13 protein-coding genes are annotated in these 15,676 nt (G+C 74.2%); 4 read left to right on the top strand and 9 right to left on the bottom strand.

The features are described from left to right. Positions 1 to 28: 28 nt before the first annotated feature. From AB0910_RS10885 to AB0910_RS10870, 4 genes are read right to left on the bottom strand one after another with little or no spacing between them, the layout of a single operon-like run. Entirely contained in the window at positions 29 to 1,660 is a 1,632-nt protein-coding gene (locus AB0910_RS10885; protein WP_366744219.1) for an ATP-binding cassette domain-containing protein, read from the bottom strand. After that, complete coding sequence (locus AB0910_RS10880; RefSeq protein ID WP_366744218.1) at positions 1,657 to 2,604, bottom strand: ABC transporter permease; 948 nt, start codon at positions 2,602 to 2,604, stop codon at positions 1,657 to 1,659. The genes AB0910_RS10885 and AB0910_RS10880 overlap by 4 nt, the downstream gene beginning before the upstream one ends. Then, on the bottom strand, positions 2,588 to 3,628 hold the full coding sequence (locus AB0910_RS10875; protein ID WP_366744217.1) for an ABC transporter permease: 1,041 nt from the start codon (positions 3,626 to 3,628) through the stop codon (positions 2,588 to 2,590). Before AB0910_RS10875 ends, AB0910_RS10880 begins: the two co-directional genes overlap by 17 nt. 31 nt (positions 3,629 to 3,659) lie before the next feature. After that, positions 3,660 to 5,246 carry an ABC transporter substrate-binding protein gene (locus AB0910_RS10870; RefSeq protein ID WP_366744216.1) on the bottom strand — a complete coding sequence of 529 codons (1,587 nt, stop codon included), beginning with the start codon at positions 5,244 to 5,246 and terminating at the stop codon, positions 3,660 to 3,662. 724 nt (positions 5,247 to 5,970) lie between these two features. Between AB0910_RS10870 and AB0910_RS10865 the strand changes: the two genes are divergently transcribed. The 4 genes from AB0910_RS10865 (at position 5,971) to AB0910_RS10850 (ending at position 9,345) form a co-directional block, all read left to right on the top strand. After that, positions 5,971 to 6,330: a nucleotide-binding domain containing protein gene (locus tag AB0910_RS10865; protein WP_366744215.1), complete on the top strand. Its 360-nt coding sequence runs from the start codon at positions 5,971 to 5,973 to the stop codon at positions 6,328 to 6,330. After that, entirely contained in the window at positions 6,327 to 7,346 is a 1,020-nt protein-coding gene (gene pdxA / locus AB0910_RS10860) for a 4-hydroxythreonine-4-phosphate dehydrogenase PdxA (RefSeq protein WP_366744214.1), read from the top strand. Before AB0910_RS10865 ends, pdxA begins: the two co-directional genes overlap by 4 nt. Positions 7,347 to 7,381: 35 nt before the next feature. Beyond that, complete coding sequence (locus AB0910_RS10855; RefSeq protein ID WP_366744213.1) at positions 7,382 to 8,200, top strand: DeoR/GlpR family DNA-binding transcription regulator; 819 nt, start codon at positions 7,382 to 7,384, stop codon at positions 8,198 to 8,200. Between the two features lie 86 nt (positions 8,201 to 8,286). Then, on the top strand, positions 8,287 to 9,345 hold the full coding sequence (locus AB0910_RS10850) for a LacI family DNA-binding transcriptional regulator (protein ID WP_366744212.1): 1,059 nt from the start codon (positions 8,287 to 8,289) through the stop codon (positions 9,343 to 9,345). 58 nt (positions 9,346 to 9,403) lie between these two features. Here AB0910_RS10850 and AB0910_RS10845 read toward each other — a convergent pair whose 3' ends face one another. From AB0910_RS10845 to AB0910_RS10825, 5 genes are all read right to left on the bottom strand, one after another. Then, complete coding sequence (locus AB0910_RS10845) at positions 9,404 to 11,170, bottom strand: discoidin domain-containing protein (protein WP_366744211.1); 1,767 nt, start codon at positions 11,168 to 11,170, stop codon at positions 9,404 to 9,406. A 121-nt stretch (positions 11,171 to 11,291) separates the two neighbouring features. Further along, positions 11,292 to 12,392, bottom strand: coding sequence for a DUF1996 domain-containing protein (locus AB0910_RS10840; RefSeq protein ID WP_366744210.1), 1,101 nt, complete (start codon positions 12,390 to 12,392; stop codon positions 11,292 to 11,294). A gap of 223 nt (positions 12,393 to 12,615) precedes the next feature. Then, the gene (locus AB0910_RS10835; protein WP_366744209.1) at positions 12,616 to 13,611 is read right to left on the bottom strand and encodes an SAM-dependent methyltransferase; all 996 of its coding nucleotides are present in this window, start codon (positions 13,609 to 13,611) and stop codon (positions 12,616 to 12,618) included. A gap of 241 nt (positions 13,612 to 13,852) precedes the next feature. Further along, positions 13,853 to 14,653 (bottom strand): ABC transporter permease, encoded by an 801-nt coding sequence (locus AB0910_RS10830; RefSeq protein WP_366744208.1) that lies wholly within the window; start codon positions 14,651 to 14,653, stop codon positions 13,853 to 13,855. Next, positions 14,650 to 15,663 carry an ATP-binding cassette domain-containing protein gene (locus tag AB0910_RS10825; protein WP_366744207.1) on the bottom strand — a complete coding sequence of 338 codons (1,014 nt, stop codon included), beginning with the start codon at positions 15,661 to 15,663 and terminating at the stop codon, positions 14,650 to 14,652. The genes AB0910_RS10830 and AB0910_RS10825 overlap by 4 nt, the downstream gene beginning before the upstream one ends. Positions 15,664 to 15,676 lie beyond the last annotated feature (13 nt).

Raw genomic sequence — 15,676 nt, 5'->3', positions numbered from 1 at the left:
CCGGGCCGGCCGCGCGCCGGTCCGGCTGTCAGGGACCCTCCGCCGCCCGCGGGACGGGCGCAGCCCCCGCGCCGGTGCCGCCGGGGGCCAGCAGGCGGCGGGTGGCCGGATGAACCGACTCGCGCAGCCGCGCGGGGTCGGTCTCCTCCACCACGCGGCCTTCCGCCATCACCAGGACCCGGTCGGCGACGTGCGGGACGAGGGCGAGGTCGTGCGTGACGAAGACGGTGGCCAGGCCGCGTTCGCGCCTGAGCGCGTCCAGCAGCCGCACCACACCGGCCTGGGCGGTCAGGTCCAGGTTGGTGGTGGGCTCGTCGCACAGCAGCACGGCCGGGTCGGCCGCGAGGGCCCGCGCGACGGCGACCCGCTGCAGCTGGCCGCCCGAGAGCTCGGCCGCGCGCCGGTCGGCGAGCCCGGCAGGCAGGCCCACCGACTCCAGCAGCTCGCCGACCCTGCGCCCGGTGCCGCGCCAGCTCCCCGAGGCGTAGCGCAGCGGCTCGGCGACGAGGCGCGCGACGGGCCAGCGCGGGTCGAGCGAGGAGAGCGCGTCCTGGAACAGCAGCTGGACCGGGGACGCGCCCGTGCGCCGCGGGCCCGCGCGCACCTCTCCGCCGTCGGGCGACTGGAGCCCGGCGAGACAGCGCAGCAGTGTGCTCTTTCCGCTGCCGCTCGCCCCCACCACCGCGAGGGCCTCCGCGGGCCCCAGGCTCACACCGACCGCGTCGAGCGCCGTGACCGCGGGCCCGCCGCGGCGGCGCGGCGGATGGCGCACGGTGACGTCGACGGCCGCCAGTACCGGCGCGTCCTGCCGGGACGGGGTGCGCGGCGCGGGCGTGCGCGGGCGCGCCGACCGCGCGGGGCGGTCGGCGAGCAACTGCCGGGTGAAGGGGTCGCGCGGCCCGGCCAGCACCTCGCGCACGGGCCCGGTCTCGGCCGTACGGCCGTCCCTGAGGACGGTGACGCGGTCGGCCCAGCGCTCCACGAGCCCGATGTCGTGGGTGATCAGCAGGATCGGCCGCCGCTCCGTATCCGCGCGTTCGCGCATGCGCCCGAGTACCGCGTCCCGCACCTCGGGGTCGAGCCCCGTGGTGACCTCGTCGGGCACGGAGACCCAGGGGCGGCACAGCTCGGCCAGCGCGAGCAGCGCGCGCTGCTGCTGGCCGCCGGAGAGCTGGTGGGGGTAGGCCCGCAGGATCCCGCGCTCCGCCGCCGCGTCCGTGCCGTCGCTCAGCCCCGCCCAGCGCAGCGCCGCGACGGCGGCCTGCTGCCAGGCCCCGCCCCGGCCGTGGGCCCGTGCCACCGCCCTGGCCTGTGCGGCGATCCTGCGCCCGGGGTGGAGCGCGGACCCCGCCTGCTGCGGCACGTAGGAGATCGCGCGGCCCCTGACCCGGTGGGCGGGCGCGGCCGGGTCGCCGACCAGGACGAGGCTGCCGCCTTCGGGTCCTGTCGCGCTCGCGAAGCCGCCCGCGGCAGCTCCCGGCGGCAGCAGCCGGGCCAGGGCGCGCGCGGTGAGGGACTTTCCGCTGCCGCTCGGGCCCACCAGGGCGTGGATCTCCCCGGCGGCGACGTCGAGGGAGACCCCTCGCACCGGCCTGCTCCCGTCGGGCAGTGTGACCGTCAGCTCCCGCACTTCGAGCCGGGCGGGGCTCGTCCCGCTCATCGCGGCTCTCCCTTCCCGCTTTCGCCGCCGCGCCGTGCGGCGCTGTCGCGGACACCGATCACGAGGCTGACGGCGGCCACCGTCAGCACGATGCCCGCGGCCGGCGGGACCACGAGCCACCAGTCGCCGCCGAGCAGGTCGTCCTGGCTGCTCGTCAGCATGTTGCCCCAGGTGGCCTGGGAGCTCGGCACGCCCAGCCCGAGGAAGCTGAGGGTCGACTCCGTCAGGATCGCGCCCGCCACCTCGAACATGCTGACCGAGAGCACGGCGGGCGCGACCGCCGGCAGCAGGTGGTGGACGAACGTGTCCCTGCGCCGCGCCCCCAGCTGCCTCGCCACCCGTACATACGGCTCGACCCGTACGACGGAGGTGCGGGCGCGCGCCATCCGGGCGACGGGCATCCAGCCCGTGAGCCCGATCGCGAGGACCACGCCCGCGGTTCCCGGCCTGACGACCGCCTGGAAGCCGAGGACGACGACGAGCAGCGGCAGCGCGAGCAGGGCGTCCACGACGGCGGACACGGCGTGGCTCGCGGGGCCCCGCAAAAACGCCCAGGTGACGCCGATGACGGTGCCCACCACGGTGACGATCACCGCGGCGGCGAAGCCGACAAGCAGCGAGACCCGTCCCCCGTACAGGACGCGGGCCAGTTCGTCGCGGCCGAGGTGGTCGGTGCCGAGGAGGTGGTGGGGGCTGCCGGGCGGCAGCAGCGCGGGCGCGATGCGGGTGGCGCGCGGCGAGTACGGGGTGAGCAGGGGCGCGAGGACCGCGAGACAGACGACGAGCGCGAGCAGCGCGGCACCCGCCCACAGGGAGGCGCGGGCGCCGCGGCGGCCGCGCGGCGCGTCCCGCCGCCCGCCCGCCGGCTCAGGGGAGCTTCCGGGGCGGCCCGGCGGTGCTCCGCGCCTTCGCCCGAGCCGCGTCGGCTCACCGGCCGTGGACAAGGCGGGCACCTCCCTTCCCCGAGGTGCGCGGGGCGCGGCGCGCGGCGGTGCGCTCCGGCCTGCTCTGCGGCGCCAGCCAGGCGACGGCCACGTCGGCGAGGAGGTTGACGGCGAGGACGACGGCGCCGGACAGCAGGACGACGCCGCACAGGGTGGGGGCGTCGTATCCCTGGGCCGCCTCCAGGGTGAGCCTGCCCATGCCGGGCCAGCCGAAGATGATCTCGACGACGTACGAGCCCCCGACGAGGGCGCCGCACGTGCTGCCGACGCGGGCGACGAAGGGCACGAGCCCGACCCGCAGGACGTGCTGCCGCACGACCGTGCGCTCGCCGAGCCCCAGGGCACGCGCGGTCAGCACGTGCTGGTCGGCGCGGGCCTGGAGCATGCCGTTCTCGATGAGCCTGGTGAAGATGCCCAGGTGGTGCGAGCAGGCCAGGGTGAGCGTGGGCAGCACCAGGTGGCGGGCCACCTCGGGCACGGTGGGGTCGCTCCCCGGGGACGCCACTCCCCCGGACGGCAGCCATCCGAGCGTCAGGGCGAGCAGCCACACACCGAGCAGCGCGACGACGAACGCGGGGGCTGCGCCGAGGAGCAGCGTGACGCCGTGGACGAGGGCCGGCCAGAGCCGTCCCGCCCGCCCCCGCGCCGTGCCGAGCGACACCCCGAGGAGCAGCGCGAGCACGGTCGTCACCAGCAGGGCCGCGCCGACCAGCAGCAGCGTCCACGGCAGCGCGTCGGCCAGCTCGGTGCGTACGGGCGTCCCGGTGGCCGTGGAGAAGCCGAGGTCGCCGTGGCACACCCGGGAGAGCCAGCTCGCGTACCGCAGCGGCAGCGGCTGGTCGAGGCCGAGGTTGTGCCGTGCCTGTGCGAGCTGCTCCGGCGTGGGCGACAGCACGGAGCGCGCCGCGAGCTGCGCGGAGGCGGCGTCTCCCGGCGCTGCCTCCAGCAGCCCGAAGCAGAGCAGGGAAAGCACGAACAGCAGGGGCACCAGGTGCAGCAGCCGGATACCGGCGTATCTGATCACGGACGCACCGGCCCCGGGTGAGGCGGAGTGGTCACTTGCCGTTCCACGTCCAGTCCTGGGCGTTCTCGAAGAGTCCGGCGCCGTGGTGGCCGAGGAGCTTGTGCTGGACGCCCTTGAGGCCCGAGGGCATGGCGTAGACGGTGTCGAGGTTGACCAGCCAGGTCTCCGGCGGGTCGGCGCGGAACCGGCTCTGCAGGTCGTCGTAGGCGCGGCGGCGCGTGTCCTGGTCGGTCGAGGCGCGGCCCGCGTCGAGGTCCTTGTCGACCGCGGGGTCGCAGTAGGCGCCGTGGTTGGCGGTGCCGGCCTTGCCGCAGTGGAAGGGCGCGAAGACGGCCGGGTCCGGGTCGTACTGGGCGGCTGCGCCGGTCTGGAAGACCTGCTGCTCCTCCCAGTGGCTCACCACGTATCCGAAGTCCCGTGCCTCGGTGGTGGCCTTGAAGCCCGCCTCGGCGAACTGGTCCACGAGTATCTCGTTGATGTCGGCCCTGACGGGGTCGTCGGTGAAGGTGCCGAGCGTGAAGGCCGCCGGCTTGCCGTCCTTCGTCCAGGTGCCGTGCTGCTTCGTCCAACCGGCCGCCGTCATCAGCCGGTCGACCTCGGCGGGGTCGGCGTGCGGGGAGGCGGGCAGCTGCTTGTCGGCGAAGGGGCTGCGGTCGAGCGGTCCGTGGGCGGGGGCGCCGTAGCCGTGCAGGACGCTGTCGACGAGGGCGTCGCGGTCCACGGCGGCGTCGAGCGCCTGCCGGACGCGGGCGTCCTTCAGCAGGGGCATGCGCAGGTTGTAGACGAGCGAGCGGAAGTCCGCGTTCTGCTCGCGCAGCACGGTGTGTCCCGGCATCTTCCGGGCCGTGGCGACGTCGTCGGGTTCGAGGAACGCGCCGTCGAGCTCGCCGTTGCGCAGCTGCACCAGCCGCTGGGAGGCGTCGGGGACGAAGCGCACCACGATGCGGCCGATGTGCGGGGCGTGGTCCCCGTACCAGTGCGTGCTCGCCCTGAGGGTCACCGAGTCCCCCTTGCGGCGCGCCGTGATCTCGTACGGGCCCTCGCCCACCGGCTTGTCGTTGAAGGCGGCGTCGCGTGCGATGTCCTTGCCTGCGAGCAGGTGGCGCGGTACGACGCCGAGGCTGAGCGCGTCGAGCATCCCCGCGTAGGGCCGGCTGAGGTGGACCACGACCGTGGTGTCGTCGGGCGTGGCCACCGACCGGACAGCGGCGAACTGCGGGGCGGACGGCGAGTTGACCGCGGGGTCGCGCACCTTGTCGAGGGTGAAGGCGACGTCCGCGGCCGTGAGGGGCTCGCCGTCCTGCCAGCGGAGGTTCTTGCGCAGATGGAAGGTGTAGTCCAGCTGGTCCTTCGAGATGCTCCAGGAGGACGCGAGCGCGGGCACGACCTTGTTGCCGTCGCCGTGGCCGACGAGCCCCTTGAAGACCATCTCGGTGACGGAGTCGGTCTGGCTCTGCAGGAGCGGGTTGAGCGAGGACGGCTCCATCGGGTCGCCGTAGACGAAGCGGTCGTGGGACGCGCTCCCCCCGCCCCCTCCGCCACCGCCGCAGCCGCTCACCAGCAGCGCCGTCACCGCGCACACGGCGGCCATCCCCGTGCCGACCCTTCTCACACCCATGCACATAGCCCTTACTTGCGACCTATTTGCAGTTACAAGGAGATGCCTATCATGTCCCGGCCCGGGGGCGTAAGGGGGTGGGTCACCATACGCGCAGGTCAAACCCGCGGCACAGCGCCACGACTTCGAGCAGAACGGGCGACTTCCGGCCACGGACGCGGCTCCGACGGGCCCACCGGGCGGCGGTCCTGGCGGCCTCGGCCCGCCGAGGCAGTCGGCCGGATGCCCGCGTCCACGGCGGCCGTTGGACACCATGGCCGCATCGCTCCGGCGCGGTCACGCCCTCATCGCGAGCGGCCCGTGCGGCGACAGCGCCTCCGGCTTCGCCGGGACAGGCGCGCGGCCGACGCCGGCCTCAGCCAAAACCGGCCGGCACGTCCTGCCCCCCCCCGCCGGTCCTGCGGGCCCCGGCACACGGGTCCCGCCGACTCCGTGTGGCGCCACGTCTCCTCCGGCAGCGATCGCGTGGGCCATGCGGAGCGGGGCGCCCGTGGGCCGTGCTTCCGCCGGCCGATCCGTCGGGCGCTCCCGGGCCGCCGCAGGGGAAATCCTGCTCGGTCTGTGCACGACAGCGTGGTTTGTGCCAACGAATTTGTATCGATGGCGCGTTCCACGCAAGAATCGGGGCAGACAATTGCGCGAAACGCGCAGCGCTGGCTATCGTGACAGCCCGGTGGCCCTCCCCGCCATCGCGCGCTGCGGACCTGCTGACAGGAGGCACACGGTGACCGGAGCCCGGGCCTGGGCCTGGGTGATCGCCGACGACGTCACAGGCGCCGACACGGCCGTCCTCACGGGCGGCGCCACCGCGAGGGCCGTGCTGACCGTCGCGCGCACCACGTCGCTGCGGCTGCCCGGCGAGGCGGAGCCCGGCGCGGTGCTGTCCGTCACCGACGACGGCACCGCCCGGCAGATCGCCACCAAGTCCGGCAGCTTCGGCGACGCCCGCACCCTGGTGCGGCTCGCCCTCCCCGCGGCGGCGCCCCCGCACGGCGGCGCCCCCGCACCCCCGCGCACCGCGCCGCGGGACACCGGCCCGGCCGGCCCCGGGACGCATGCGACAGACGCGAGAGGAACGGCATGAGCGACGAGCCGATCATCGGCATCACCATGGGCGACGGCGCGGGCATCGGCCCCGAGGTCATCGTCAAGGCCCTGCACGCGCCCGAGACGAAGGGCCTGTGCCGCACGGTCGTCATCGGCGACAGGGCGCGACTCGAACAGGCGGTGGAGATCTGCGGCCTCGACACCGTGGTGCGCGCCGTCGACGACCCCGCGCAGGCGTCCGCCGACGGCTCGGCCCTCGATGTCGTGGACCTCGGCCTGCTCCCGGCGGGGCTGCCCTTCGGCGCGCTCTCTCCGGCCGCGGGCGAGGGCGCGTACCAGTACGTCGTACGGGCGGCGCAGTACGCCATGGCGGGCCGGATACAGGCGATCTGCACCGCGCCCCTCAACAAGGAGGCCCTGCACCTGGCGGGCCATGCCTACCCGGGCCACACCGAGCTGCTCGCGCACCTGACCGGGGTCGACGAGGTCTCCATGATGCTGACGAGCGACCGGCTGAAGGTCATCCACGTCACCACCCACATCGGGCTGCGCGACGCCATCGACAGGATCGAGCCGGGGCTGGTCCGCCGCACCATCGAGCGTGGCCACCGCACGCTGCGGGAGTCCGGCGTCGCCGAGCCCGTCATCGCGGTGTGCGGCATCAACCCGCACGCGGGCGAGAACGGCCTCTTCGGCCACGGAGAAGAGGAGGAGAAGGTGGCCCCAGCCATCGAGGAGGCCCGCGCCGCCGGGATCGACGCCCACGGGCCGCTCCCCGCCGATACGGTGTTCTTCCGGGCTGGCAGGGGGGACTTCGACCTCGTGGTCGCGATGTACCACGACCAGGGCCACGCCCCGGTGAAGGTGCTCGGCCTCGACGCGGGGGTGAACATCACGGTCGGCCTGCCGGTGATCAGGACGTCGGTCGACCACGGCACCGCGTTCGACATCGCGGGCACCGGCGCGGCGGACGAGGCCAGCATGATCGAGGCGCTCCGCCAGGCCGTGGCGCTCGCGCCGCGCGCGCCGTCGTCCGGCACGACAGGCCGCTGACAGGGCGGACGGACAGGCCGTACGAAGGGAACGACATGAACAGCGCCGACCGGCGCAGGCGCATTCTCGCGCTGCTCTCGGCCGAGGGCGAGGTCAGCGTCGAGGCGCTGGCGGGCAGGCTCGACGTCACCGCGTCCACGATCAGGCGCGACCTCACGCGCCTCACCGCGGACGGGGCGGTGACCCGCACCTACGGCGGCGCCGTGGTCCCGCTCGGCGCCCCCGTGGAGTCCCCCCTGCACCAGCGGGCCCGGGAGTCCCGGGCGCAGAAGGACGCCATCGGGCGCTGGGCCGCGGCACAGGTGCGCGAAGGCGAGACGGTGATGCTCGACGCCGGTACGACGGTCGCCAGGGCGGCCCGCCACCTGCGCCGCCGCACCGGGCTCACGGTGATCACCAACGGGCTCACGGCCCTCGCCGAACTGGCGGACGCCGACGCCGTGGACGTGATCGGTCTCGGCGGGTCACTGCGCCACATCAGCCACGGCTTCGTCGGCTCCGTCACCGACATGAACCTCCAGCGCTTCTCCGCCCACCGGGTCTTCCTCGGCGCCGACGGGCTCACCGCCGACCGCGGCATCTGCGAGGCGAGCCCCGTGCAGACCAGGACCAAGGAGGTCATGGCCGCCCGGGGCGACGCCGTCTACGTACTCGCCGACAGCACGAAGATCGGCCGCTCCCCCTTCACCGCCTGGGCACCGCTGCAACGCCCGTGGACCCTGGTGACCGACGCGTCGGCCACCGAGGAGCAGCTCGCCCCCTTCCGCGAAGCGGGCAACGTCGAGATCGTCACCCTTCCCACCGACGAGCAGACGTCCCCGCCCCGCACCTCGCGCACAGCGCCCCGCCGTTGACGTAGGAGCCGCCGTCGGAGAGCGGGCAGACGGCGGTCGGCGGCGGGGGCTGGCGGTGAGCGCTCTCCCCTGTACTGTGGGGCTCCATGAGCAGAGAGCCGGGTGGCTCGTCCGGGGGGCCCACGCTCGAAGACGTCGCGCGGGCGGCGGGGGTGTCCCGGGCGACGGTCTCGCGGGTCGTCAACGGGATACGCAACGTCGACCCGGCGATCCAGCAGAGCGTGCGGCAGGCCGTCGCGGCGACGGGATACGCGCCCAACCGCGCGGCGCGCTCGCTGGTGACGCGCCGCGCCGAGATCATCGCGCTCATCGTCTCCGGGGCGGGCGACGACTCGGAGACCGAGCAGAACGCCTTCGCCTCGCGGGTGTTCGCCGATCCCTTCTTCGGTCGCGTGGTGAGCGGTGTCATCGCGTACCTGAGGCCACGCTCGATGCATCCGGTGCTGATGTTCGCGGAGACGGCCGACGCCCGCGAGCAGGCGGTCGGGTTCCTGCGGCAGGGGAGCGCGGACGGCGCGCTGATCGTCTCCACACACGCGCAGGACCCGCTGCCCGCGCTGATGACCGCGGCCGGGCTGCCCGCGGTGCTGTTCGCCCGTCCCCCGGACGACGTGCCGATCAGTTACGTGGACCTCGCCCACTACGACGGTGCGCGGCTCGCCGCCGGCCATCTGCTGGCCAGGGGGTGCCGGCGGCTCGTGACGATCGCGGGGCCGCAGGACGTCGCGTCGGGCCACGACCGGCTGGCCGGCTTCCGGGACGCCGTGGCCGGGCACGGCTCCCCCTGCCCGCCGGTGGCCGAGGCCGACTTCACCTTCCGCGGCGGTGCGCGGGCGATGACCGCCCTGCTCGCCGGACACCCGGATCTGGACGGCGTGTTCGCGGCCAACGACCTGATGGCTCAGGGCGCGTGCCAGGCCCTGCGCGACCACGGCAGGAGGGTGCCCGACGAGGTGGCCGTGGTGGGGTTCGACGACAGCACGGCCGCGGTGTCCTGCGATCCCCCGCTCACCACGGTGCGGCAGCCGGTCGAGGACATGGCGGCCGAGATGGCGCGGCTGCTCCAGGAGCGCATCGAGCACCAGGACCGGCCTGTCGCCTCGGTCGTCTTCACGCCCGAGCTCGTGGTGCGGGAGTCGGCCTGAGGGGCGAGGTGCGGCGGCGCCTCGCCCCTGCGCCGTCCGCGCACCGCCGCCCCCGGCGTCAGCTGTACACGCCGAACTCGTAGAGCGAGTAGCCGTATCCCGTGCCGCGTGCGGTGCCGTACACCCGCACGTACCGGCCGGTGCCGTCGACGTCGAGGTCGTCGACGTTCCCGTTGCCGTCCGTCACGGACTTCACCGTCGTCCAGCTCTGCCCGTCCTGCGACACCTGGATGTCGTAGGCCTTCGCGTAGGCGGCCTCCCAGGAGAGCTGGACGTGGTGGAACGAGGTCGGCGCCCCGAGGTCGACCTGGAGCCACTGCGGGTCGCTCCAGTCGCTCGACCAGCGGGTCGTCGCGTCGCCGTCGACGGCGTCGGCGGCCGTGCACGGGCAGCCGCCCGTCGGGTCGGTCTGGAAGGACGACGCGGTGGCCGGCTTGCCTCGTGCGACGTCGCTGCCGGCCGGCTTCGGCGCGACGACCTTCAGGGAACGGGCCCCGTAGCTGACGTTGCCGTGGCCGTCCGTGGCCTTCACGTAGACCTTGTAGACGCCCACCTTGTCCGGCGCCCTGACGGTGAGCGTGCCGTCCCCGTGGTCGGTGGCGTCCGCGGGCACGAGTGCGTTGTTCTGGTCGATGTAGTTGCTGCTGAACAGCACCTGGCGGGCGACGGGGTCGCCGTCCGGGTCGGTCGCCCTGGCGGTGACGGTGACCTCGCCCCCGGTCTCCACACCCTGGTCCGCCCCGCCGACCGTCATCTGCGTGATGCCGGGCGGGGTGTTGTCGTGCGAGGTGTCGCCGCCGTACGCCTTCTTCACGGCGTAGTACGACGGGCGCCTCAGCCCGTCGGGCAGGAGGTTGAACCACACGCCGCCGAGGTCGTCCTCCGTCCCGTAGTGGAACATCGTGGCTCCGAGCGCGACCCCGCGGTGCGCCGTGACGCAGTTCCACGCCTTGGTGTAGCCGTCGGCCTTCTGCTGGTCGGTCGGCTCGTCCGGCACACCGTTGGCGTCGTCCGCCACCTCCCATTCACCGGCGGGGCCCGTCTCGGTGACGATGTACGGTTTCGTGTACCCGCCCTGCTCCCAGGTGTTCCTGATGTCGCACACCCCGTCGTAGGAGTTCACGGCGTACAGGTCGAGGTCGGGGGCGTTCCTCCGGTAGTAGGGCCAGGCGCCGGTCCACGCGTCGGTGGAGGTCACCGGGTGGTCGGGGTCGACCTGGTGGATCTTCTTCGCGAGGTCGTTCACGAAGGTCGTGTACGCGTCGCGCTGGCTCTCCAACTCGGTCCCGCTGTAGCAGTTCTGGAGCCCCAGCACGGACTCGTTGCCGACGTCCCACATCAGTACGCCGGGGTTGTCCTTGTAGGTGTCGACCCACCGGGGGAACTCCGCGAGCATGTCGTTCTTGTACGCGGTGTCCTTCAGGTAGTCGACGCAGCCGCCCGAGCCCGGGCCGCCGCCCGGCTGGAGCCAGAAGCCGGCGATGACCTTGACGCCGTTGGCGGCCGCCGCGTCGAACAGCGGGGCGCTCGTCGCGTCAGTGCCCCAGGTGCGCACGGTGTTGACGCCCATCGAGGCGAGGTCCGGCATGTACCTGGCGGCGTCGGCGGTGGACGGGCCCCAGGTGAGGCCCTTGATCTGGTACGGGGAGCCGTCGACGGTCAACTGCCAGTTCCCTTGCGATCCCGTCACCTTGACCACGTCGCCCGCCGCGTGCGCGGCCGGGGCCCGCAGGCCGACCACGGCACCGGCCAGCAGGACAGCGGCTGCGAGCGGCGCGACGGCGCGCACGGCGGGCCCGGCGGACCGGGCAGGGGGTCGGTGCATCGCGTTCTCCTCGGCTGGAGGGCTGGTGGGGGGTGGGGAGTTGCCGGGCCCGGGCGCCGGCCGCCGCGCGCGGAGGCGCACGACCGGCCGGCGAGGCGCGCGCCTCTCGGCGCCGACCGCCTTACTGGAGCTCGTAGTTGTCGTCCAGAACGGCGCCCTTCTGGGGCTGCGACTCGTCGTAGCCGTGGGCGTCGCACTGAAGACCGCCGTTGACGCAGTGCGTGACCATGGCGCTGAGGGTGGCGTCGTCCCAGCCGTCGAAGAAGTCGTAGTGGAACGAGTACCCCCTGCCGCTGGAGAGCCTGACCTGCGACATGTCACCGTTGACCGGCCACGCCATCTTGAACTCGATCATCGGAAGCGCGACGGGATGGTCGGCGGGACACACGTTCTGGTTGGCGCCCGTGGCCACCGGGTAGGCCATGTGGCTCTTGTGGTCCGGGGTGTCCAGGTGGATGCCGTCCCAGCAACTCGGCGCCTGGAGCCGCAGGTTGAGCTGCGTGTCCTGACTGGTGGGGCAGGTCGCGGGGAAGTCGAAGTTCTTGTACGACGTCCCGCACTCCCAGCCCTCGACCGTGCCCTTCAGGTTCTTGAACTCGTCGAGCGTCTGCATCGGGTCACCGACGACGAAGCGCAGTCCCTTGGGGAACGGGCGCACACTGGTGTAGTCGGTGACACCGGACTTGTAGTAGATCGTCTGGGGTCCGATCGGCAGGATCTTCTGGTCCCCGTCGTACAGACTCGGCATCCAGTACGCGGACTTGTCGCCGGGCGCGAGGCAGGCGGTGCCCGCCGCGTCCAGCGAGGCGGTGGTGGTACCGGCGTCGGTGCCGGTGTTCCCCATGAACGTGTGATCGTGGGACTTCCCCGGCTGTCCGGGGAAGACGATCGGGTCGTCGGGCAGCGTGTGGTCGGGGGCGCACTTGGCCTGGAACTCGTGGAAGTACGCGTGCGGCGGGTCGTAGGTGGACGGCGTGACGCCCGTGACCGGCGGGTCGGCCATGATGTAGCCGTCGCCGTCCGGATCGTCGCCCGACGCGCGCGTGGAGACGGGCATCCGCATACCGGCGGCCCCGGCGTGCGCGGCGGGCATCGCGTGCGCCACGGGGGCGCCGTCCGCCGACGCGCTACCGGTCGTCGCGATGTCGGCCACACCGATCGCGGTCAGGCTCGTCGCCGTGAATAAGAGCAACACGGAGAAGACTCTGGACTTCCGTGCCATGGATGCCTCCTACTGCATGGTCCTGCGAGGGGGAACGGAGGGCCGGCCGCGGGCCCCGCCGGGACGGCGGCCGGTACGCGAGAGCGGGAGAGCGCTCTCCCATTCCGGAGTGTTCCGCCCGTGACAAGAGCCTGTCAAGAGACGCGCGGGCCGAGTGCGCGGCGGTGCAGGCAGGAGCCGCGCCGGATCCTGGGCGGTCTTCGCCGGCCGGCGGCGGGCGTCGTCAGCAGGCGGTGGACGCCGTCTTCTCGGCGAAGACCCAGCGGTTGTCGGCGAGCGCATCGTCCGGCTCGGGCAGCGGTCCGCGCCCGTAGCGGCGCGTGTGGTCGAAGGGGCTCTGGACCGAGCAGCGCCAGCCCCGGGCCGCGAGGTCGGATGCCGAGTCGGGGCGCGACCGGCCGTCGAAGAGGCGGAGCAGGTCCACTCCGAGCCGGTCGCGTGCCGCCGCGTACACCGGGCTTTCGCGCAGGGCCTCGACCTCGCGCACGGGCTTGATCTCGTAGCACAGCGCGCTTTTCGGCGCACTCAACTCGTCCACCGCTGCCAGGAGTTGCCGTTCTGCTTCACCGGGCAGATAGAGCAGCACCCCCTCCGCGAGCCAGCCGGTGGGTGCGGCGGGGTCGAGCCCCGCCGCCGGCAGCAGGGGCGCCCAGTCCTCGCGCAGGTCGGCGGGGACGGCCACCCGGCCGGCCGCGGGGACGGCCTGCGCGTCGGCCAGGACCCGCTCCTTGAAGGCGAGGACGTTGGGCCGGTCCACCTCCCACACGGTGGTGCCCTCCGGCCACCGCAGCCGGTAGGCCCTGGTGTCGAGACCCGCGCCGAGCAGCACGAACTGGCGGATCCCCGCGCCCGCCGCCTCGCCCAGCGCGTCGTCCAACGCCCTGGTGCGCAGCGCGAAGTAGCCGCCGAGCCTCCCCCACAGCGGGTCGGCGTCCCCGCCGGGCACCTGCTCGGGCCGCAGGGGCCAGCCGGCCGAAGCCCGGGCCGCCCGTACGAAGTGCTCGGCGTACGGGTCGTGCACCAGCGCGTCGGGGCGGTGCGACTCGATGGCGCGCGCGGCGGCGACCAGCAGGGCGGTGGCTCCCACTCCCGCCTCCACACCGGCGTCGCCCGCCCCGGGGACGGCGGCTTCGCCCGCCGGGACCACGGCGTGGGCGGGCGCAAGCGCGTACTGCTCCTCGTCGTTGCGCAGCACGCGGCAGCGGGGGTTCTCGTCCATGACGTACTCCTTCGCGAGGGGTGGAGTCGCGCGGGCGCCGCGGCCGCGGGCCGGGGCACACGGCCGCCGGGCGGCGGACACGCGAGACTTCTCCGTCCCGCACACGCACGGTACGGAGACGCGGCGGCCCGCGCCCAGGGCGGTTTCGGCCGCCCTGGGCCGTCTTGGCAAGCTCAACCGCACCCGGCGGTCCGGGCTGCCGACGCCGCTGTCCGCCGCACTCCGCCGAGGCGACCGCGCCTCATCCGCGCGTGACGCGGCGGAACCTGGCGGCGGCCAGGCCCATGAAGAGGGCCGTGATGGCGGCCGCGCAGGCCACCGCGTACGGCAGGGCGTGGACGACGGGCCAGGCGTGGCCGGGGTCGGTGCCGGGCGGTGGCGGGTTGCCGAAGAGGCCGCGGATCGCGGTCGCCGTGGCGGAGACCGGGTTCCACTCGGCGACCGTCCGCAGCGGGCCCGGCATGGTGGCGGTGGAGACGAAGGCCGAGGACACGAAGGTGACGGGGAACAGCCAGACGAGGCCGGCGCTCTGCGCGACCTCGACGCTCCTGGCGGCCAGGCCGATCGTCGCACCCACCCAGGACATGGCGAAGGCGAACAGCAGGACGACGAGGTAGGCGAGGACCGCCTCGGGCAGCGACCCGGCGGTGCGCCAGCCGACGAGGAGCCCGCACAGCGATGTGACGGTCAGCGTCACCGCGCTCATCAGGAGGTCGGAGAGGGTACGGCCGAGGAGGACCGCGGTCCTCGGCATGGGCAGGCTGCGGAAGCGGTCCACGATGCCCTTGTCGAGGTCGGCGGCGAGGCCGAGCGCGGTGAACGCGGCGTTGAAGGTGACCGCCTGGGCGAAGATGCCACCCATCAGGAACGTGCGGTAGCCGGCGCCGCCGAGGCTGCCGCCGAACACGTAGGCGAGGAGCAGGACGAACATGACCGGCTGGACGAGCGCGGCGATCACGGACCCGGGGGTGCGGCGCAGGTTCAGGAGGTTGCGCCCGGCGAGGATGCCCGCGTCCCTGAGGGTCCGCGCGGGGCCGCTCACGCCGCCCCCCTGCGGTGCGACACGGGGCCCCTGCGGCCCGGCTCCGCGCGCCGCGCCCGGTCGCCGCCGGTGAGCGCGAGGAACACGTCGTCCAGGGTGGGCGGCGCGAGCGACACCTCCTCGACGGCCACGTCCGCGAGGCGGAGCAGCGCCAGCGCGTGCTCCAGGGCCCGGACGCCGTCGTCGGTGGCGACGGTGCAGCGGCCGGTGCGCGGGTCGAAGTCGGGGGTGTGCGGGCCGAGGCCCGCGAGGATGCCGAGGGCGCGGGCGCGCGAGCCGGGGTCCGGCAGGGTGAGGGCGAGCCGCTCCCCGCCGACGCGCGCCTTGAGGGCGCCGGCGGAGCCGCGGGCGATGACGCGGCCGCGGTCGATCACCGCGATGGAGTCGGCGAGTTGGTCGGCTTCCTCCAGGTACTGGGTGGTCAGCAGGACGGTCGTGCCCGCGGCCACCAGCTCTCTGACGGCGCCCCAGGTGTCGGTCCTGCCGCGTGGGTCGAGCCCGGTGGTGGGCTCGTCGAGGACGACCACGGGCGGCTTCGCCACCAGCGCCCCCGCGAGGTCGAGCCGGCGCCGCATGCCGCCGGAGAACGTGCCGCTCGGCCGGTCGGCGGCCTCCTGGAGGCGGAAGTCCGCGAGGAGTTCGGCGGCTCTGCGGCGGGCCGCGCGCCGTGGCATGCCGTAGAGGCGGGCCACCAGGTACAGGTTCTCGCGGCCGGTGAGCTTCTCGTCGACGGCGGCGTACTGGCCGGAGAGGCCCAGGCGTTCGCGGACGCCGTGCGGGTCGGACGCGACGTTGCGCCCGGCCACCCAGGCGCGACCGGCGTCGGGGCGCAGCAGGGTGGACAGGATGCGCACGGTGGTGGTCTTGCCCGCCCCGTTGGGGCCGAGCACCCCGAGGACGGTGCCCGCGGGGGCTTCGAGGTCGACGCCTGCGAGGGCCTGCCTGGTGCCGAACCGTTTGGTGAGGCCGACGGCGCGGATCGCCGCCTGAGCCTCGTGCTGCCGCGTCATGGTGTCCTCTCTG

It is taken from the genome of Streptomyces sp. NPDC047002 (assembly GCF_040704505.1).
Lineage (GTDB): Bacteria > Actinomycetota > Actinomycetes > Streptomycetales > Streptomycetaceae > Streptomyces.
Note: the sequence above shows the minus strand (reverse complement) of the source record. Positions and strands in the feature narration are given on the sequence as shown.